At 41.6% G+C, this 19574-nt stretch carries 15 protein-coding genes and 1 pseudogene; 6 read left to right on the forward strand and 10 right to left on the reverse strand.

Translation table 11 applies throughout. The annotated features are described in order from the left end of the window. Positions 1-66: 66 nt before the first annotated feature. The 5 genes from rpoD to rsmD all read right to left on the reverse strand — a co-directional run bounded on the left by rpoD (position 67) and on the right by rsmD (position 5546). A complete protein-coding gene (rpoD, locus tag KAN5_RS00170) occupies positions 67-1911 on the reverse strand; it encodes an RNA polymerase sigma factor RpoD (RefSeq protein WP_016708473.1) in 1845 nt (614 codons plus the stop codon). 124 nt (positions 1912-2035) lie between these two features. Continuing rightward, the gene (gene dnaG, locus KAN5_RS00175) at positions 2036-3787 is read right to left on the reverse strand and encodes a DNA primase (protein ID WP_016708474.1); all 1752 of its coding nucleotides are present in this window, start codon (positions 3785-3787) and stop codon (positions 2036-2038) included. A gap of 312 nt (positions 3788-4099) precedes the next feature. Further along, entirely contained in the window at positions 4100-4546 is a 447-nt protein-coding gene (locus tag KAN5_RS00180; protein ID WP_016708475.1) for a GatB/YqeY domain-containing protein, read from the reverse strand. A 20-nt stretch (positions 4547-4566) separates the two neighbouring features. Next, positions 4567-4782, reverse strand: coding sequence for a 30S ribosomal protein S21 (gene rpsU / locus KAN5_RS00185; RefSeq protein WP_002957797.1), 216 nt, complete (start codon positions 4780-4782; stop codon positions 4567-4569). 164 nt (positions 4783-4946) lie between these two features. Further along, positions 4947-5546: a 16S rRNA (guanine(966)-N(2))-methyltransferase RsmD gene (gene rsmD, locus KAN5_RS00190; RefSeq protein ID WP_016708476.1), complete on the reverse strand. Its 600-nt coding sequence runs from the start codon at positions 5544-5546 to the stop codon at positions 4947-4949. 210 nt (positions 5547-5756) lie between these two features. Between rsmD and ftsY the strand changes: the two genes are divergently transcribed. The 5 genes and pseudogenes from ftsY to KAN5_RS00215 form a co-directional block, all read left to right on the forward strand. Next, positions 5757-7805: a signal recognition particle-docking protein FtsY gene (gene ftsY, locus KAN5_RS00195; RefSeq protein WP_016708477.1), complete on the forward strand. Its 2049-nt coding sequence runs from the start codon at positions 5757-5759 to the stop codon at positions 7803-7805. A 52-nt stretch (positions 7806-7857) separates the two neighbouring features. Then, the gene (gene ftsE, locus KAN5_RS00200; protein WP_016708478.1) at positions 7858-8535 is read left to right on the forward strand and encodes a cell division ATP-binding protein FtsE; all 678 of its coding nucleotides are present in this window, start codon (positions 7858-7860) and stop codon (positions 8533-8535) included. Further along, positions 8532-9518 (forward strand): permease-like cell division protein FtsX, encoded by a 987-nt coding sequence (gene ftsX, locus KAN5_RS00205; protein WP_016708479.1) that lies wholly within the window; start codon positions 8532-8534, stop codon positions 9516-9518. Before ftsE ends, ftsX begins: the two co-directional genes overlap by 4 nt. Before the next feature lie 224 nt (positions 9519-9742). Beyond that, positions 9743-10606 carry an RNA polymerase sigma factor RpoH gene (gene rpoH, locus KAN5_RS00210; RefSeq protein ID WP_016708480.1) on the forward strand — a complete coding sequence of 288 codons (864 nt, stop codon included), beginning with the start codon at positions 9743-9745 and terminating at the stop codon, positions 10604-10606. Positions 10607-11324: 718 nt separating this feature from the next. After that, positions 11325-11500 (forward strand): annotated as a pseudogene (locus tag KAN5_RS00215) (integrase); the annotation flags it as partial. Between the two features lie 305 nt (positions 11501-11805). Here KAN5_RS00215 and KAN5_RS00220 read toward each other — a convergent pair. From KAN5_RS00220 to gpmM, 5 genes are all read right to left on the reverse strand, one after another. After that, positions 11806-13605: an amidohydrolase gene (locus KAN5_RS00220; protein ID WP_244390185.1), complete on the reverse strand. Its 1800-nt coding sequence runs from the start codon at positions 13603-13605 to the stop codon at positions 11806-11808. A gap of 536 nt (positions 13606-14141) precedes the next feature. Next, positions 14142-14906 (reverse strand): divergent polysaccharide deacetylase family protein, encoded by a 765-nt coding sequence (locus KAN5_RS00225; protein ID WP_016708483.1) that lies wholly within the window; start codon positions 14904-14906, stop codon positions 14142-14144. A 39-nt stretch (positions 14907-14945) separates the two neighbouring features. After that, on the reverse strand, positions 14946-16199 hold the full coding sequence (locus KAN5_RS00230; protein WP_016708484.1) for a S41 family peptidase: 1254 nt from the start codon (positions 16197-16199) through the stop codon (positions 14946-14948). Positions 16200-16234: 35 nt separating this feature from the next. Then, on the reverse strand, positions 16235-17374 hold the full coding sequence (locus KAN5_RS00235; RefSeq protein ID WP_016708485.1) for a peptidoglycan DD-metalloendopeptidase family protein: 1140 nt from the start codon (positions 17372-17374) through the stop codon (positions 16235-16237). Between the two features lie 3 nt (positions 17375-17377). Then, positions 17378-18922, reverse strand: coding sequence for a 2,3-bisphosphoglycerate-independent phosphoglycerate mutase (gpmM, locus tag KAN5_RS00240; protein WP_016708486.1), 1545 nt, complete (start codon positions 18920-18922; stop codon positions 17378-17380). Positions 18923-19122: 200 nt separating this feature from the next. On the opposite strand from gpmM, the gene KAN5_RS00245 reads away from it, so the two are divergent. After that, positions 19123-19554: a rhodanese-like domain-containing protein gene (locus tag KAN5_RS00245; RefSeq protein ID WP_016708487.1), complete on the forward strand. Its 432-nt coding sequence runs from the start codon at positions 19123-19125 to the stop codon at positions 19552-19554. Positions 19555-19574: the final 20 nt, after the last annotated feature.

Genomic DNA, 19574 nt, shown 5'->3' on the forward strand with positions numbered 1-19574 from the left:
GATTATTTCCTGTAAATAGAAAAAAGGCCGCTACAGCGGCCTTTTGATTATGTTTTTAGCAGCTAATTACTTAGCGTCTAAGAAGCTTTTCAGTAAGTCAGAGCGAGAAGGGTGGCGTAGTTTACGCAGTGCCTTCGCTTCGATTTGACGAATACGCTCACGGGTTACGTCAAACTGTTTACCTACTTCTTCTAGGGTATGGTCAGTATTCATATCGATACCAAAACGCATACGTAATACTTTTGCTTCACGGGCGGTAAGGCCTGCTAGCACATCGTTGGTAGCACCACGAAGAGACTCCATTGTTGCCGAATCAATTGGCGAATCAATAGTGGTGTCTTCGATAAAGTCACCTAAGTGCGAATCTTCATCATCACCGATTGGTGTTTCCATTGAAATTGGCTCTTTTGCGATTTTAAGTACCTTACGGATCTTATCCTCAGGCATCATCATGCGCTCTGCTAATTCTTCTGGATTTGGCTCACGACCCATTTCTTGCAGCATTTGACGAGAAATACGATTAAGTTTGTTAATCGTTTCAATCATATGTACCGGAATACGGATTGTACGCGCTTGGTCAGCGATAGAGCGGGTGATTGCTTGACGGATCCACCATGTAGCATAAGTTGAAAACTTATAACCACGGCGATATTCAAACTTATCAACGGCTTTCATCAAACCAATGTTACCTTCTTGGATTAAGTCCAAAAATTGTAAGCCACGGTTGGTGTATTTTTTAGCAATTGAAATTACAAGACGTAAGTTAGCTTCAACCATTTCTTTTTTCGCACGGCGAGCTTTCGCTTCACCAATGCTCATGCGGCGGTTAATGTCTTTAATACGTTCAATGCTTAAGCCTGTGCTTTCTTCTATTACACACAGTTTATTAATACAACGAATGATTTCTGGTTTGATTTCATCTAACTTCGCTGAATATTTTTCATTAGCAGCGATTTCAAGGTCAATCCACGCAGTATCAGTTTCATTGTTAGCAAAATGCTTAACAAAAGTTTTCTTTGGTAATTTAGCAATTTGTACAGCTTGCTTCATGATGATACGTTCTTGCACACGCACTCTATCCATCATTTCACGCATGTTATTAACCATGCGGTCAAACTGTTTTGGTACTAATTTAAATGTTCTGAATAGTTCACCAATTTCAAAAATCGCGGCTTGTGATTCAGGGTGTGAACGACCTTTACTTTCAAATGTGTCGCGTGCTTTATTGTAAAGATCACGAAGATTTTCAAAGTGTACACGGGCCTCTTCAGGATCTGGGCCGGTATCTACTTCTTCATCGTCTTCATCATCATCACTATCCACATCATCGTCGTCTTCATCATCAAGCTCTTTTTCGCTTAATTCAGAACCAATGTGCGTGGCTGAAATAGGGGCTTCATCTTCATTAGGATCAAAGAAACCAGAAATAATGTCGCTTAAGCGCATCTCTTCTGCTTCAAATTTATCCCACTGCTCAAGAAGATAAGTAATTGCTTCAGGGTATTCAGCAACCGATATTTGTACTTGGTTGATCCCTTCTTCAATACGCTTGGCGATAACAATTTCGCCTTCACGGGTAAGTAGTTCAACAGTACCCATTTCACGCATGTACATACGAACCGGATCCGTAGTACGGCCGATTTCTTTATCTACAGTAGCAAGCGCAGCGGCTGCAGCTTCTGCTGCGTCTTCATCTGTTGTCGTTTCTTGCATCATCAATTCATCGGCATCAGGCGCATTTTCGCTAACCTTGATACCCATATCATTGATCATGCTAATGATATCTTCTACTTGATCTGAATCGATAATATCTTGTGGAAGGTGATCATTAACTTCTGCAAAAGTTAAGTAACCTTGCTCTTTACCTTTTTGAATCAGAAGTTTTAATTGTGACTGAGGAGTTGGATCCATAGAGATTGTTTCTTCCACTCTGATAAGTTGATACAACAGGCGCCAGCTTGCTTATTTATTAAGCCAAGCTAAGTATAATGTGACGCAGTGAATAGCACAGTATAACAGTATAAATCATTTTTGACTAGTTGTTAGTGCCTTTTAAAGCTTGTGTTAAGAGATGACATTCAAGTCGCTCTTCACCATTCAAGCCTTGAGTCTTGTCTTTTATTAATAGGGTCTCGAGTCGATAATTTAAACACTGATCTTCAATAAATTTAAAAGTATTTTTAAATTCAGCTTCTAAACGGTCGTCGTTGATCTCATGTCGCCATGTTGCTAGTTTGATCAATGCTTCATATTCAGGTGTTTCGCGAAATGATTCAAGTAATTGCGCGGTGGTTATCGGTGATTTTTGTAATGCGTAATGCTGTAACTTAATTAGTAACGCGATACCAGCAATGTTCATTTGTGCTAAATCAGGTAAGTAAGGTACTGCGTGAGCGAGTTGCGGATGTTGGATCAACAGGCCAATGGCACGGCGCATAGGTGTAATTTTAAATTTTCGCTCAATAGCATGCTGTTGTTTGGGCGTTTTCAAGCGATTATTGAGTTGCTCTTTAGTGCGACCAATTAAGCGTCCTAAATGCTCTAGTAGGTTCTCTTGATAAAACTCGCTAGGGATTTTTTCAACTAACGGTAATACCGCGCTGAGTAACTTTGCTTTTCCTGCGTCGGTCGTTAAGTCAATTTCTTGGCTGAGTTTATTAAACAGCACTTTGGTAAAGTTATCAGCTTGCGATAAACGCTGTTCAAACGCGTCTTTACCTTCTTTTTGTACTAGAGAATCAGGGTCTTCGCCATCGGGTAAAAATACAAATTGTAATGCTTTACCGTCATTTAGGTAAGGTAGGGCATTTTCAAGTGCTCGCCATGCTGCATCACGCCCGGCACGGTCGCCATCGTAACAGCAAATTACACGGTCTGTGGTTCTAAATAGCGTATGCATGTGCTCGGCTGTGGTGGCTGTTCCTAGTGCTGCTACTGCGTATTCTATACCTTGCTCACTGAGCGCCACTACGTCCATATAACCTTCTACAATAAGGATATGGTCGAGTTTTTTATGGGCTTGTTTAGCCTCGTATAAACCATACAGTTCAAAGCCCTTATGGAAAATTCGGGTTTCCGGCGAGTTTAAATATTTTGGGCCTTGGTCAGCTTGCATTACACGACCACCAAAGGCGATAACACGACCTCGCTTATCACGAATAGGGAACATTAATCGATCACGGAAAAAGTCGAACTGCCGCCCAGGGGTTTTCTCTGACGCCAACTTTAGTTCAACGAGTTGCTCTTTTTGTTCTTTATTACGACCTAATTGTTGGCATAGGCCCTCCCACTCGCTGGGAGCATAGCCAATCATAAACTTTTTAACGGTTTCACCGCTTAATCCCCGGCCTTTTACATAGTTTATGACGGTGGCTGAATTAGCATGATGCTTTAACTGATGTTGATAAAAACGTGCAGCATGCAGCATCAAATCGTAATCAGAGCGCTTTTGCTCTGCTGTACGCTCTGGGCCACTGCTTGTGCCTTGCTCGCGCGGCACATCAAGATTCATGAGGCTGGCAAGTTCTTCAATTGCGTCAACAAACTCAAGTTTGTCGTATTCCATTACAAATGAAATAGCGTTGCCATTGGCACCACAGCCAAAGCAATGATAAAACTGTTTGTCTTGAGATACAGTAAATGATGGTGATTTTTCGTTATGAAAAGGGCAGCAGGCTTGGTAATCTTTGCCCGCTTTTTTTAAGCCAATTTTGGAGTCTATTAGCTCAACAATATCGGTTCTGGCAAGTAAGTCGTCTATAAAATTACGTGGGATCTTTCCAGCCATTGGTAAAGTCTAGTCCTGAGATAAATAGAAAAATGGTTTATACCAATCGACTTAAATATTTAACCATTCTAGCGGGCTAAATAAAGCGCTAACTGCGTTATAAATTTTTCATGTAGAACAACTACATGTCAAAATTTATGCCTTGTTATCACTCCATTTATCTGTCGCTATAAATGGTCAGTAACTTAACACGATTGGTATTAGTTCTACAAATTTAGATTTGAACACAAATGCTATTTTTATTAAAGCTAAAAACGAAGAAACCGAGCACATGGCTCGGTTTGCTTAATCATACATCTGTATGTGGGAGTATTAGGCTGTTAATCGTTGCTTAATTAAACCTGAAATTTTGCCTAAATCGGCGCGACCTTCAGCTTTGCTTTTGATTATACCCATTACTTTACCCATGTCTTGCATACCGGCTGCGTTTGTATCAGCAATAGCCGCATCAATGAGAGCAATGATTTCATCTTCACTCAGTTGTTGAGGTAAAAATTCTTCAAGTGCTGCTATTTCATTGGCTTCAATTTCGGCTAAATCTTCACGGCCAGCATCTTTGTACTGAGTGTAAGAATCACGGCGTTGTTTAACAAGCTTCACTAATACTGCGGTAATACCGTCATCATCAAGTGTTATTTGCTCGTCAATTTCACGCTGCTTGATTGCAGCAAGTACCATGCGAATTGGATTAAGACGTTGTTTGTCTTTCGCTTTCATCGCATCTTTTTGCGCATCTTTTAGCTTTATTAAAAGGCTCATTTATACAAGACCAATACTGATCAATATAATTTAACGCGACGTGCGTTATCGCGAGAAAGCTTCTTCATGTGACGCTTAACCGCTGCAGCTTTTTTACGCTTACGCTCAGCTGTTGGCTTTTCATAGTGCTCGCGACGACGAACTTCTGAAAGGATACCTGCTTTTTCACATGAACGCTTGAAGCGACGAAGTGCTACGTCAAACGGTTCGTTCTCTCTTACTTTAATTACTGGCATTAAAAATTCACCTACCTAAATAATGAGCGTTGCTCAAGTTGATCAAACAATGATCAAGTGGTTCAAAAATGGTGCAGTATTGTAATCCGAAGCTACACCACATGTAAAGGATAAATATAAGTCTGTTCTTATAGGAACCCTAAAATATTTGTATGTTACTAATTTCACTGTAATTCATAGAGGCGGGAAAGTACTTGCCCAGCTACTTTTTCTTTTAGTAACAGCCAATTGCTTGGTGTGTGTAATGCTGGCATGTCGCTTTCTACTTCGACGTAAATAAGAGCATTTTTATCTAACCAAGCATTATGTGTGAGTAAATCACAGCATTGTTGTGCCAGACCTTGACGAAATGGTGGGTCAATAAACACTAAATTAAATTGTTGCTGATGTGGATTTTTACTTAAAAATTGTAAACTGTCAGTACACACAACTTCTGCATTAGTGAGCTTTAACGTTTCTATATTGGCTTTTAGTTGCGTCGCAGCGAGTTTGTCCATTTCTAAAAAGCAGGCCGATTGAGCAAAGCGAGATAATGCTTCAAACCCTAATCCGCCCGATCCTGCAAAACAATCGAGTACTTTGGCATCACGTGTATCTTGCATTAACCAGTTAAAGACCGTTTCTTTGATGCGGTCTGTGGTTGGGCGCAAGCCTTGCACATCTTTTACAGGTAGTTTTCGGCCACGAAATTGCCCACTAATGATCCTAATAACGCCATCATTAGTTTTATTACTCATTTGTTTTTGTGGTGATTTATTTCTCATTTAGCTCACTAAAAAATGGTATCTAGAATCTAGCTCAGATAATATTGTACACATAAAGCAGCAGGTCATTTTTCAACTGCACTAAAAGTGTTACTATGAGCATCTTAGACAATATGGTGTGATTATTACGGCTAAGTTTTAATTCAGGCTGCAAATTCACACATTATTTCCGTTAGTTTATCAGATTTTTATAAGTGGTTATTAGCAAGTATGGCAAAAAAAAGTAAATTCCTGTCTTGGTTCGGCTTTGGTAAGTCAGATAAAAATCAACAAACAGAGCAAAACACCGAAGAGGTCAATAACCAACAAGCTGAAGCTGAGGGTTTAGAGCAAGAGCGACTTGCTGCAGAACAAGCAGAAGCAGAGCGTTTAGAGCAACAGCAACTTGCTGAAGAGCAAGCGCAACGTGAAGCAGAACGCATTGCAGCAGAAAAGGCGGAAGCCGAGCGTGTTGCAATTGCAAATGCTGAATTAGCCGCAGCTGAAAAAGCAGAGCAACAACGTCGTGACGAAGCAGCTCGTTTAGCTGAGCAACAAGAAGCTATGTTGTTAGAGCAAGAACGACAAGCTGCTGAGCAAGCGCAACGTGAAGCTGAACGCATTGCAGCAGAAAAGGCAGAAGCCGAACGTGCAGAGCAACAGCGCATTGCTACAGAAAAGGCAGAAGCTGAGCGTTTAGAGCAAGAGCAGCTACTCGCAGCAGAGCAGGCTGAGCAACTTCGTCGTGAGCAAGCTGAGCGCTTAGCACAGCAAGAAGAAGCAATGCGTTTGGAACTTGAGCGCAAAGCTGCAGAGCAAGCGCAACATGATGCTGAATTAGAACAACAACGCATTGCGACTGAAAAGGCTGAACGTGTAGAGCAAGAGCGCATTGCTGCAGAGAAAGCAGAGGTTGAACGTGTAGAGCAAGAACGTATCGCTGCAGAGAAAGCAGAGGCTGAACGTGTAGAGCAAGAGCGTATCGCTGCAGAAAAAGCAGAGGCTGAACGTGTAGAGCAAGAACGTATTGCCGCAGAGAAAGCAGAGGCTGAACGTGTAGAGCAAGAGCGTATCGCTGCAGAGAAAGCAGAGGCTGAACGTGTAGAGCAAGAGCGTATCGCTGCAGAGAAAGCAGAGGCTGAACGTGTAGAGCAAGAGCGTATCGCTGCAGAAAAAGCAGAGGCTAAACGTGTAGAACAAGAACGCATTGCAGCAGAGCAAGCTGAGGCTGAGCGTGTAGAACAAGCACGTATTGCAGCAGAGCAAGCAGAAGTTGAACGTGTAGAGCAAGAACGCTTAACTGCAGAGCTTGCCAAAGATGAAGCTAAACAGGCAGAAAAGCCTAAAAAAGAAGGGTTTTTCGCACGCCTTAAAAAAGGTTTACTGAAAACCAAAGTAAATTTAGGTTCTGGTTTTGCATCGATTTTTAGTGGTAAGAAAATTGATGATGAATTATTTGAAGATCTTGAAACCCAGCTATTAACAGCCGACTTAGGTGTTGATACCACCATGAAGCTGATTGACCGTCTGACTGATGCTGCCAATCGCAAGCAATTAAAAGATGGTGATGCGCTGTATGAGTTAATGAAGCAAGAAATGGCGGCTATGCTTAAAACGGCAGAGCAACCATTAGAAATTCCTGCTGATAAAAAGCCTTTTGTGATATTGATGGTAGGGGTTAACGGAGTGGGTAAAACGACCACTATTGGTAAACTTGCTAAGCAATTTCAAGATCAAGGTAAATCAGTAATGCTTGCTGCGGGTGATACCTTCCGAGCTGCAGCTGTTGAGCAATTACAAGTGTGGGGTGAGCGTAATCAAATCCCTGTAATTGCACAACACACGGGGGCAGACAGTGCTTCAGTGGTCTTTGACGCATTTCAAGCTGCAAAAGCTCGAAATGTAGATGTATTAATTGCCGATACAGCTGGGCGCTTGCAAAATAAAGATAACCTAATGCAAGAGCTTGAAAAAATAGCTCGCGTAATGAAGAAAATTGATGCCGATGCACCACATGAAGTAATGTTAACTATCGATGCGGGCACCGGACAAAATGCCATTAGCCAAGTTAATTTATTTAATCAATGCGTGGGTCTTACCGGGATCACTTTATCTAAGTTAGACGGTACAGCTAAAGGTGGAGTTATCTTCGCTGTGGCAGATAAGTTTAATATTCCGATCCGCTATATTGGTGTGGGTGAAGGCATTGAAGATTTACGCGCATTTAATAGCAATGACTTCATTGATGCGCTATTTAGCCAAGATGAGGACGAAGTTTAATTTTCAAAAGGGAGCTTGCTCCCTTTTTAGCTGCGGATGATTGATAACTAAAATGATAAATTTTCAGCAAGTCAGTAAAACATATCCCGGTGGTCATCGAGCGCTGGAAAAAGTTAGTTTCCATGTTAAACCCGGTGAACTGGCATTTTTAACCGGCCATAGTGGCGCAGGTAAAAGTACCTTACTTAAACTTATTAGTTTAATGGAGCGTCCTTCTGCGGGGCATGTTTTTATTAATGGTGTTGATTTAAACGCGGTTAAATCTCGGCAAATTCCTTATGTCCGACGTGATATTGGGATCATCTTCCAAAACCATCGCTTATTAGAGCGCCATACTATTTTTGATAATGTTGCTCTGCCCTTGATCATCGAAGGTACGCATCATAAACAAATTGCAAAGCGTGTTCATGGTGCGCTCGATAAAGTCGGCTTGCTAGACAAAGTTAAATGCCATCCATCAACACTCTCTGGCGGTGAACAGCAACGTGTGGGGATTGCCCGTGCAATTGTAAACTCTCCACCATTATTACTTGCCGATGAGCCTACAGGTAACTTAGATCCTGAGTTATCAATGGATATATTACGCTTGTTTGAAGACTTTAATAAACATGGTACGACAGTGCTTATTGCGACTCATGATTTAGGGCTGATCTCGCGAATGAAATACCGCAGTTTAACACTAAAGGATGGCCGTATGAGCCAAGATCCTTTGGCAGAGGCAACACTATGAGCTTGTTATTTAAAGGTCGAAAAAGCCAAAATGAGCGTGTTAAAAAATCATTATTTGCAGCCTGCTATTTCTTTGTGTTGAACATCTTTCGCCAAGGTATACATAGTTTAGGTGAAATGTGGCGTACGCCGATGGCATCAATGATGACCATTGCTGTGCTAGGCTTGAGTTTAACATTACCCGCAACCTTGTATTTAGTCGTTAAAAATGTCCAGCAAGTAAGTAGTGGTTTTGAAGAAGCGGCAGAGATCTCATTATTTGTTAAAGAGTCCATGAGTGAACAAGAAACGCAAACGCTAGTAAAGCGATTAGCGCTCTATCCTGAAATAGACAATGTCACCTTTATCTCAAAGCAAAAAGCACTCATTGAATTCAAAGAAGTGTCTGGTTTTGGCCAAGCACTTGAGTATTTAGACGCTAACCCTTTACCTGATGTAGTTATTGTGACACCCACTTCACGCCATCGTCAGCCAAACGCAGCGCAAACGTTATTAAAAAAGCTTGAAGCAGAGCGAGAGGTTGATTTTGGTAAGTTAGATATTGCGTGGCTGGAGCGCTTAAACGCATTGTTAAGTTTATTAAAAGAAAGCGTCATTACTATTGCCTTATTATTATTAACATCGGTTACTTTAATTATTGGTAATACGATCCGTTTATCAATCATGGATAAAAAAGAAGAGATCCAGGTGATGAAGTTAGTAGGGGCGACTAATACCTTTATCCATGCGCCATTTTTATGGACGGGTATTTGGTATGGTATTATAGGTGGTTTGTTTGCATTTATATGTGTCGCTTTAATGATGTGGTGGCTCGGTTCAGCAGTATCAGAAGTTGCTGGCGTATATCAAACCAGTTTTAATTTAATTGGTTTGAGTATTGCTGAATTTGGTGCTTTAGTACTATTGGCGACCAGCTTAGGGTTTATAGGTTCATATTTATCAGTTAATCGTTATATTAAAGAAATTGAACCCGATAAAGTGTAACAATTGTTGATTATAATCATTGATTCAGTTGGTTATGGGGAATCACCTTCTTATAACCAATTGACCGCAAAGCTAGAATTCATCGCTTATTCAGGCATTTAAAGTAGAATAAAAAAACACGAAAAAACCACTTGCTTCAATCTAAAAAAAGTTTTAAATTGAAGTTAGCACTCTAGGTCAAAGAGTGCTAAGATGGTTTCAAATATTTATCACCGAGGTGAAAAATGAGTAAAGATTTATACGCAATGGCACTCACAGTTGGACAGCAAAGCGCAAGTATGGACGGCTACCTTCAAGCGGTAAGCACTATACCTATGCTAGATGCTGAGCAAGAAAAAGAGTTGGCGACTCGCTTACAGGAAGATGGCGATCTTAACGCTGCAAAGCAACTCATCATGTCTCACCTTCGTTTTGTGGCACATATAGCTAAAGGTTATTCAGGCTACGGTTTGCCACAAGCAGACTTGATCCAAGAAGGTAACATTGGCCTGATGAAAGCTGTAAAGCGTTTCGACCCGTCAGTGGGCGTACGTTTGGTTTCATTTGCAGTGCACTGGATAAAAGCTGAAATTCACGAATTCGTGCTGAAAAACTGGCGTATCGTAAAAGTTGCGACCACTAAAGCGCAGCGTAAACTGTTCTTTAATCTTCGTAAGAACAAAAAACGTTTAGGTTGGTTTAACCAGGCTGAAGTTGCTACGGTAGCGAACGAGCTAGGTGTAAGTGAAAAAGAAGTACGTGAAATGGAATCGCGCATGAGCGGCCAAGACATGGGCTTTGATTTAACCGGTGACGACAGCGATGACGCGCCAACAAGCACTTATTCACCAGTGCAATACTTAACAGATGGCAGCAACGACCTTGCTGAGGAAGTTGAGCAACAGCAGTGGCAAGAACAGTCGCATACACGTTTATTTAGTGCTTTAAAAACCTTAGACGAACGTTCACAAGATATTGTTAGCGCTCGTTGGTTGTCTGATGAAAAAGCAACACTGCAAGAGCTTGCTGAAAAATACAGCGTATCAGCAGAGCGTGTTCGTCAGCTTGAGAAAACAGCGATGAAAAAGCTACAAACAGCAATGAGCTAATATCAGCTTTGTAAAATTATTAAAGCCCTGCATGAAAATGCGGGGCTTTTTTGCTTTAAGGGAAGTTATAAGTTTTAAGCGATAAGTCATAAGCACGAGAAAGTTTTAAGTGGCAAACGTGGCCACCGTTATTTTCTTTCCCTGTTGCGAAACATTATAGAAAAGAGCTTAAAGTAATTTATTCACAAAGAGGTTTAGAGGCGCTGCGCTTTATAATTATCAACGTAGGTTGGTTTGAGCGCAGCGAAACCCAACGAAAAGTACCCAACCAATTAGCGCCAGTATTTTGCATTATCGGCTGTCTAAAGTCAGTCCCAGTCCTCTACCGAAGTACGGCTCAGTGCCAAAATCAGGCCTTCAGACGTAACTCGTTTCTGCCCCATTGTGAGCTTGCACAAATACTCAATGACGAATCGTGCCGCCGAAATCATCTTACTTTTATTCATGTTTGGCAGTTGAGAGGCCGTGACAGAACCCTCATTTTTCGTTTCACAACAAACACTCCAGTCTCATTTTTGCATAACTATGTAGCTATAGTATTTAGCGGCAATCAATATTTGGAGCTCTGATTACCTACTAGAATGTGTCGTTTTTGTTCAACCTATTAAGCTTCCCATCACTTATTATTTGCAGCATATCACCTTTGATACGTTTCTTTTTCGTAATAACGCTACAGCTATAAGTAGGATATACAGTCATGTTAGAAATCAAGCCAATTGACCTATATGGAACTCACTCAATGCGAAGAACCAAAGCGACTTTGGTTTATGCTCGAACCAAAAATATACCGGCCGTTCAGTTACGACTTGGTCATACAAAATTGACAATGCCATCAAATATTGGGGAACAGAGATTGAAGACGCCATTAAGAAATCGAGAGAAACCGATTGTTGATTTAACGCATGCAGTGTTCTTGTGCTGCTTCGCCCCAATATGTTTTAGATTAATTACTCTTTGTTGTGATTCAATGATACTTCGAGGAAAAGTTTTTTCATACTAAAAGTTATCCTTTCTTATAGTGTGCCGTTCGTTTTGAGGTAATGCAATTTATCGAGGAAGCGAATTTCTCGTTAACTCAATAAGCACTCTAAATAAATATGAAGCAATCCCCCTCTGTTTTAGAGACGGGCTAGCTATAAAATAGGAAGCTCAAATGGCTTCCTATTTTTTACTTGACGACTAAAAATATGAAAAATAAATCAATGTGAGTGATGCAATAGCCCTGTAGAAATCATAGTGGCAGTTGCGATTTCCTGACATCGCTTAGTGTTTACGCAACTATCTACGGCGACTTGTTGATCACTTGAATATACCGTTTGCCCTTCTTTTATCGTTTCTAATACTTTGATATCGACCAGTGTTTCAGGTTTTGCCGTGAGCGGGTTATCAGATAAAATAACCAAGTCAGCGAGTTTGCCTACTTCCAGAGAACCTTTGCTTTTCTCTTCTTTGTATTGAGTGGCAGCCCATAATGTTTGCGATTTTAATCCGTCCAGCGCCGACACACGTTGTTTAGGCCCCATAATCTGACCAGTACGACTTACCCGGTTAACTGTCGCGGAATAAACACGCATTGAGTTAGGCAAAGCCACAGGAGAATCGTGGTGAGAGGTATAAATCATGCCTAAATCTCGAGCCCAACCGGTTGGCGAGATATTCTCTGCTCGATCTTTGCCTAAAACGGAATTCATGTGCCAATCACCCCAATAGAAGGTATGCATTGGAAAAAACGACGGAAAAACGCCCAAGCGTTTAAATTGCTCTACTTGATCTTTACGAGCTGTCTGCGCATGTATTGCGATAAATCCTCGGTCTGGTACACCGTGTTTTTTCTCACTCGCTTTAATCCCATTAAGCAATTGATCAATTGCAGCATCACCGTTGACATGGGTTAACAGCTGCCAGCCATTACGTTGTGCTAACTCAATATACTCGGCGGCTTTTTCATCACTCATACTCGGGTAACCTTTGTAGTCTTTCTCTTGACCAACCGGTGGAACAAGATAAGGCTCCGTTAGCCAAGCGGTTTTGCCCTGAGGAGAACCATCAAGATTAAGCTTAGCCCCAGCGACGCGGAATCCATAAGAATACTCGCTTGAGTAATACGGAGGAGAGATGACCTCTTGAGCCACTTGAATATCAGGGTACGCGACCACATCGATAGGGAGTTTTGCCTCTTGAGCTAAGTCGTACATGGTTTTCACTGCCGATGTCGAAGCGCGGCCTTCCTGAGCGGTGGTATAACCAAAGCTTGCGTAAAGATCCATACCCGCTTTAAAAATGACTTCATTCTCTTTAGCGCTGAGCTTGGCAAATAGCGGTAGCAAGGTTCCAAAGAAAGCAGTTTCTTCCAGCACACCATTAGGTGTTTTTCCATCACTCTCACGACGAATCTTACCGCCATCAGGATTGGTGTTCTCTGCCGTCAAACCTGCCAACTCCAATGCTTTAGTATTCAAAGTTGCTAAGTGACCTGACTGATGGATAATAAGTACTGGAAGATCTTTAGATACTTCATCCAATTCTTGGCGAGTAGGATGCCTTTGTTCTTTTAACTGTGAGTCATCATAACCAAACCCCAGGATGATTCCATGCTTACCGTTTTCTGGCTTCGCCACCCAAGATCTTAGTTCTTTTTGAAGTGACGCTATACTATTTATATTACCATCAGGATCGGCAAGTAAGTTCGCAGATAAAGCCTGAATACCCGTGTTAAAAACATGCCCATGACCATCGATAAAGCCAGGGATCATCGTTTTACCATCTAAATCGACAATTTTCGTATGATCATCTCGTAACTTCATCAATTCTGATTCTTTACCGACCGCTAAAATGCGACCATTCTTAATCGCTAAAGCTTCAGCGCTAAGGTCAGAGTCGTTGACCGTAATAATATCTCCGCCAACATAGATTCTATCCGCAAAAGGTTTTGTAGGGCTGGAAGCCAGAGTGGTACAACTGACAGATAGTAAAGCGAATGCCAAAGGTAAGAGCCTCATTAATGTTTTCCCTCTAATGAACTATGAAAATTGACTGTAAATAAGCAGAAAGTGTAGACTAAGCAAGTAGATTTTACCTAATTGATATTAATAAGATTTCATACGAAGGTGAAAAGTAAGGCTAGTGCTTCAAATTACTAAATGTATTAAATTTACGTCTAAATGATAAACCATCCGATGAATAGGGAACTCATTCTCGGAATGCATAAGAACAGACGTTCTAATCTGCGCCAGTAAGACTGGGCACCTTACTAAGCGACTTTTCCATACCTGAAGTTATTCATAAATTGCTAATGTTCGATTCTTCGAAGTTCATTACTGTCCAAAAATGAGTTTGATCGACCGTTTGCTTCTCACAGCTCTACACCGTTACTCAATTTTATTCTTACATCGTTGGGTTTCGTTGCTCTCAACCACAACCTACGTGGCTAATTTAACGATGGACTATTCTGTTTTCTAAAATCTAAAATCTAAAATCTAAAATCTAAAATCTTTCCCTTGCAATTTGTAACTTTCAACTTGACCGCTGACCGCTTTTATCTCGCACTCACTCCTTTACTCTCGGCCTGCGCGAGTTGTATATATTTACGCTCTACTAGTTGTGATAGCGGCACGAGTTCAAAGCCTTGTTGTTCCAGTTCGGGGAGTTTGCGCTGTAAAAACTCGATAGTTTCAGGGTAAGGGTGGGCAATTGCGATGGCGAAGCTATAATGCTCGGCTTTATACTTTAGTTCGTTGAGACGAAATTGTAATTGTTGTTCACTAATAATATTGTCAAGAAACACGTGACGGCCAACATTTTCCACACCATATAAATTAGCGACGTTTTGCGCTTGGCTTAAGCCGGTCGTGCGGCTATCTAAAAAGTACAGGTTGCGCTTCTTTAGCACTTCCATGGTCCATTTCATGGGCTGGCTTTCTTGAGTAAGTGCTGAGCCCATGTGGTTATTCACGCCTTTAACTTGTGGCAGTGTGGCAAGGGCATTACCGAGTGTATGCTGTAATTGTTCTTTGCTCATATCGCTGGTGAGTGCGCCTGGGCCAAGTGCTTTACTGTTATCCAATGCTTGCATAGGAATATGCAGCAGTAATTCTTTATCTGATTGACTGGCCAAGCGAGCAAAAATTTGTGAATAGGGGGTATGAGGCAAAATCGAAAACGATATTTTACCTGGTAAATTTAAGGTTTCGAGGTCGCGTTGATGATTACCAATATCATCAATCACGATGGCTATTTGTTTACCTGCCGCAACAGCGGGTAAGCTGCAAATAGCCAATAATAGCCAAGCTAGTTTTTTCACGTTTATAATTTTTATTATCTTTTTTATGAGCTACAACACTTATTTCATCGTTAATAGCTGCTGCGCCTTTAATAACAGAGGATCGGTTACGTCTGAATTTTGCCATAACGGATCGTCGCTTCCTTGTTCATTTTTTATTATAACTACTTTATCTATTTGTGAAAGACCTGATTGATTAATCGCCACGTCGGGGGTCACGCCAACACCATCAATTGATTGCCCTGACGGAGTGAAGTATCTTGCGGTGGTTAGTTTTAGGGCTGTATTACCATTACCAAGTGGGATCAGCGACTGTACAGAACCTTTACCAAAAGACTGGCTACCGATTAACGTAGCACGGTGATTGTCTTTTAATGCCGCGGCTAAGATTTCTGCTGCTGAGGCTGAGTTTTCATTGATCAGCACCGCAATGGGGGCACCATTGAGGATATCCCCTTTCTTGGCGCGATAATGTTGATTTGCATCATAAAAGCGTCCTTTGGTGGTGACTATGGTACCGCTTTGTAAGAACAGATCCGAGACTGCTACGGCACTTTGTAATGTGCCGCCTGGGTTGTCGCGTAAGTCGATCACTAACCCCGAAAGGGCTGAGCCATAATTACTTTGTAGCACGGTTATATGCCGTGCTACATCGTGTAAGGTGTGATTACTAAAGCTATTAATTGCTAAGTAGCCTATTCCAAAGCTTGATAAAGAACTGGTTACGCTCTCTATGTTAATTTCAGAGCGAATAATATCAAAATCCATTGCTTGCATCGCTCGCTCAATTGTTAAGATGACTGATGCGGTGTCGCTGCTTTTAATCATTTGTGCAACTTGGTCAATGTTTTTATTAACTATCGGTTGTTGATTGATAGCAAGTACCACATCATTTTTTTGTATGCCAGCGAGGGCTGCAGGGGAGTTGTTAATGGTGTTGATAATAACAATTTTTTGATCTTGTTGTTTTACCTCTATACCAAGCCCTGTGTAGCGCCCGTTAGTGCTACTAAATAGCGCTTCTAACTCTTGTTCATTAAGGTATTTAGAGTACGGATCGAGTTGCGCTAGTAAGGCTTCAAATTGTTGGTTGCTTTCGAAGCTTTGTTGCAGTGCTAAATCTTCAACATAATAGGCGTGGATATTAAATAGGATTTCGCTTTTTTGTTGGCTTTTTAAATCACCTACATTGGTAAGGGCAAAGCTATTAAAACTCAGGCACAAGAAAACACTAATTAATAGCAGATAACAGATATAGGCACGCGTTATAGCATAATGCTGTAACGGTTTTATTTTGTATTGTGTATGTGGCATCAGCTGCTCCCAACGGGGTGCAGCTGTTTAATCACTTAAATGCGTCTGCACCATTTTACAGGGTTTACTGCGCGTCCTTTGTGGCGTATTTCAAAGTATAGACCAGAATTTGCTTGTCCGCCGCTTTGTCCCACTAAGGCGATGATGTCACCTTTACGAACCATATCGCCAACGTCTTTTAACAGGGTTTGCGTATGACCGTATAAACTCATAAAACCGTCGCCATGGTCCAGTACAATTACCCAGCCATAGCCTTTTAGCCAATCAGCAAATACTACTTGACCGTTGTGAACGCTTTGCACGTTACTGCCTTCTCGTGCGCCAATTAACACGCCTTTCCAGTCAATTCCACCGTGTTTGCGTTGTCCAAAACTATGTTCTATTTTCCCTTTTGTTGGCCAGTCTAGTTTTCCTTTGCTTTTCGCTAAGCCGAGCAGTTCAACCTTTTGCGTTTTTTCTTTTTCAAGCTCTTGCAGGGTTGTGACTAAGGTTTTTTCGTTTTCTTTTAGGTAATCAATCTCGTTTTTTGTAGAGCTAAGTTTGGTTTTTAGTTCATTGATATTTGCTTTACGCTGCTGTTGTGCTGCAACTAATGCTTGATGACGATTGGCTTGCTCTTTATGTAAGGCAGTTAAATGGAGTTTAGTTTTTTCCAGTTCAGCTTGTACCACTTCGATTTCGAGCAGTAGGGCTTTTAATTCTTCAATTTGTTCGATACGGGCTTTGTTAAGGTAGTTGTAATAACTTAATGTGCGCTCAACTTGTGCCGTATTTTCTTGATTCAGCAGCATTTTTGAATAGTCGTGCCCGCCGGACATGTAAGCACTTTTAATTTGTGCTGCAAGTGCTTGCTGTTGCTCTTTACGCTTTTTCTCAAGCGCATCAGCTTGTTGCTGTTGTTGTTTTTGTTGTTTTTCGGTATCGCGAATTGACTGCTCTGCAATATTCAGTGCTTTGGCGTTTTTAGCGATATCGAGTTCATGCTGCTGTAGGCTTTTTTGTGATTTAGCGATGTCCTTACGCTGGGCGGCCAACTCTGCTTGACTTTGCTTTAATGCACTTTGAATTTCACTGAGATCTTTTTTAGTACGATCTTCATTAGCGGTAGCCGAAGCGACCACTAATGAAGACATAATTAATGTACTAACAATTAATTGTTTAACACATTTTTTCATGGTTTACTTCAAAGTCATGATCGGTGTGCCAGTCATTTCACTTGGCTGCTCCATACCCATTAGATGCAACATGGTTGGTGCAACATCGCTTAAAGCTTTGCCTTCACTTGGGGTTGCATCACGGCCAACGTAAATGAATGGCACAGGTTCACTGGTGTGAGCGGTATGTGCTTGGCCTGTGGCAGGGTTTGCCATTTGCTCAGCATTACCATGATCGGCAGTAATAAGTGCCTCACCGCCAAACTCTTCTAAAGCTGCGACAACACGGCCAATACAGTGATCCACTGCTTCACAGGCTTTTACAGCAGCTTCAAATACACCTGAGTGACCAACCATGTCACCATTCGGGTAGTTACAAATAATAGCGTCGTATTTACCGCTCTTGATTGCTTCAACCAGTTTATCGGTAAGCATTTCTGAGTTCATTTCAGGTTGTAAGTCGTATGTTGCAACTTGCGGAGATGGGATAAGCTCGCGAGTTTCGCCTTCAAATTCATCTTCACGACCACCACTAAAAAAGAACGTAACGTGTGCGTATTTTTCAGTTTCAGAAATACGTAATTGCGTTTTACCGTGTTTTTCAAACCATTCGCCAAGTACATTATTAAGTGGCTCAGGAGAAAAAGCGGCAGGTGCATCAATATCAGCTGCATACTCGGTTAACATGACAAAGCCGCTTAACTGAGGGGCTTTTTTCTTCGCAAAGCCATCAAAGTCTGCATCAACAAATGCACGGGTCATTTCACGGGCGCGGTCAGCTCTAAAGTTTAAGAAAATAACCGTATCACCATCATTGATTTGTGCCGCTTGTTGGTCGTTATCTGTAATCGCTGTTGCTGCTACAAATTCATCGTTTTCATCGCGTTCGTAGGCCGCAGCTAATGCATCAACACCATTATCGTAGCTATGCTGTGCGATACCACTTACCATTAGGTCATAAGCTTGCTCAACCCGATTCCAGCGATTATCACGGTCCATTGCGTAGTAGCGACCAATAATAGATGCAAGACGACCGCAAGCTAGTTTACTAAACACAGCTTCAACACGTTCAATTGAGGCTTTTGCGCTGCGTGGTGGGGTATCTCGGCCATCTAAAAATGCATGAAAATACACTTCTTTAGCACCGCGTTCTGCTGCTAACTCGATAGCAGCGACAATATGATCTTCATGGCTATGAACACCGCCTGGACTTAACAAGCCCATTAAGTGCACGGCTTTACCGGCATTGACCGCTTTATCTATGTTTTCGACTAACACGGGGTTGTGGGCAAATTCACCGTCGTTTATTGCTTTAGTAATGCGAGTAAAGTCTTGATAAACCACACGGCCTGCGCCGAGGTTGACGTGGCCCACTTCTGAGTTCCCCATTTGCCCATCAGGAAGACCAACATCTAAACCCGATCCAGAAATTAGGGTATGCGGGCGAGTTGCCCAAAGTTCATCTAAAACTGGGGTATTAGCCGCTAAAATTGCATTACTTTGTGCATCTTCACGGTATCCCCAACCATCTAAAATCATTAATACGAGAGGTTTTTTATGTTGTGTCATTTTGGTTCCTGAAAATTAGCTCCTGTTTAAGCTAAGCATACCGTGTTTTATCGTTATGATCAGCAATCAAAGGCGCATATTAAAATATTTCACTCTCTGGTAATTTCTAATCAAGCACGTATACTTGCGTGGCTAGGGCATTGCCCTTACGTTTAACCCCAGCGCTAAAGGCGCGGGACAATTTTCATAGTGGAAGACGCATGGATCAATATATTGAATTTGTCGGTAATCATCCGATATTAAGTTTAGTGTGGGTTGCTTTGGTTGCACTCATTGTTGGCGGTTGGTTTAAAAGTAAGTTTTCAGCAATTCGTCAAATAAATCCGCAACAATTAACGTTATTAATTAACCGTGAAGACGGTCTAGTTGTAGATATACGTGCCCAAAAAGAATTTAATAATGGTCGTATTGCAGGCGCTGAGCACCTTAGCCCTGAAAAAGCTAAACAATCTGACTTTTCAAGCCTTGAAAAGTCTAAGAGTAAACCCATTATATTGGTATGCACCACAGGCATGACTGCCTCAGGTATTGCAACCGCCATGCATAAAGCTGGTTTTGAATCAGTATATGTATTATCAGGTGGTATGGGGGCATGGCAAAGTGCCGGTCTACCAACGACAACAGGTCGCTAATTTACTTAGTTAGGCCGTTA

It is taken from the genome of Pseudoalteromonas sp. KAN5 (assembly GCF_022846535.1).
GTDB classification, from domain to species: domain Bacteria; phylum Pseudomonadota; class Gammaproteobacteria; order Enterobacterales; family Alteromonadaceae; genus Pseudoalteromonas; species Pseudoalteromonas haloplanktis.

What these genes read in the sequence shown, in the direction of transcription:
- KAN5_RS00230 (WP_016708484.1), bottom strand. Translation starts at nt 16,199, where the DNA reads ATGCCACATACACAATACAAAATAAAACCGTTACAGCATTATGCTATA.
- KAN5_RS00180 (WP_016708475.1), bottom strand. Translation starts at nt 4,546, where the DNA reads ATGAGCCTTTTAATAAAGCTAAAAGATGCGCAAAAAGATGCGATGAAA.
- gpmM (WP_016708486.1), bottom strand. Translation starts at nt 18,922, where the DNA reads ATGACACAACATAAAAAACCTCTCGTATTAATGATTTTAGATGGTTGG.
- rpoH (WP_016708480.1), top strand. Translation starts at nt 9,743, where the DNA reads ATGAGTAAAGATTTATACGCAATGGCACTCACAGTTGGACAGCAAAGC.
- ftsY (WP_016708477.1), top strand. Translation starts at nt 5,757, where the DNA reads ATGGCAAAAAAAAGTAAATTCCTGTCTTGGTTCGGCTTTGGTAAGTCA.
- KAN5_RS00235 (WP_016708485.1), bottom strand. Translation starts at nt 17,374, where the DNA reads ATGAAAAAATGTGTTAAACAATTAATTGTTAGTACATTAATTATGTCT.
- ftsE (WP_016708478.1), top strand. Translation starts at nt 7,858, where the DNA reads ATGATAAATTTTCAGCAAGTCAGTAAAACATATCCCGGTGGTCATCGA.
- rsmD (WP_016708476.1), bottom strand. Translation starts at nt 5,546, where the DNA reads ATGAGAAATAAATCACCACAAAAACAAATGAGTAATAAAACTAATGAT.
- KAN5_RS00245 (WP_016708487.1), top strand. Translation starts at nt 19,123, where the DNA reads ATGGATCAATATATTGAATTTGTCGGTAATCATCCGATATTAAGTTTA.
- rpoD (WP_016708473.1), bottom strand. Translation starts at nt 1,911, where the DNA reads ATGGATCCAACTCCTCAGTCACAATTAAAACTTCTGATTCAAAAAGGT.
- ftsX (WP_016708479.1), top strand. Translation starts at nt 8,532, where the DNA reads ATGAGCTTGTTATTTAAAGGTCGAAAAAGCCAAAATGAGCGTGTTAAA.
- rpsU (WP_002957797.1), bottom strand. Translation starts at nt 4,782, where the DNA reads ATGCCAGTAATTAAAGTAAGAGAGAACGAACCGTTTGACGTAGCACTT.
- dnaG (WP_016708474.1), bottom strand. Translation starts at nt 3,787, where the DNA reads ATGGCTGGAAAGATCCCACGTAATTTTATAGACGACTTACTTGCCAGA.
- KAN5_RS00220 (WP_244390185.1), bottom strand. Translation starts at nt 13,605, where the DNA reads ATGAGGCTCTTACCTTTGGCATTCGCTTTACTATCTGTCAGTTGTACC.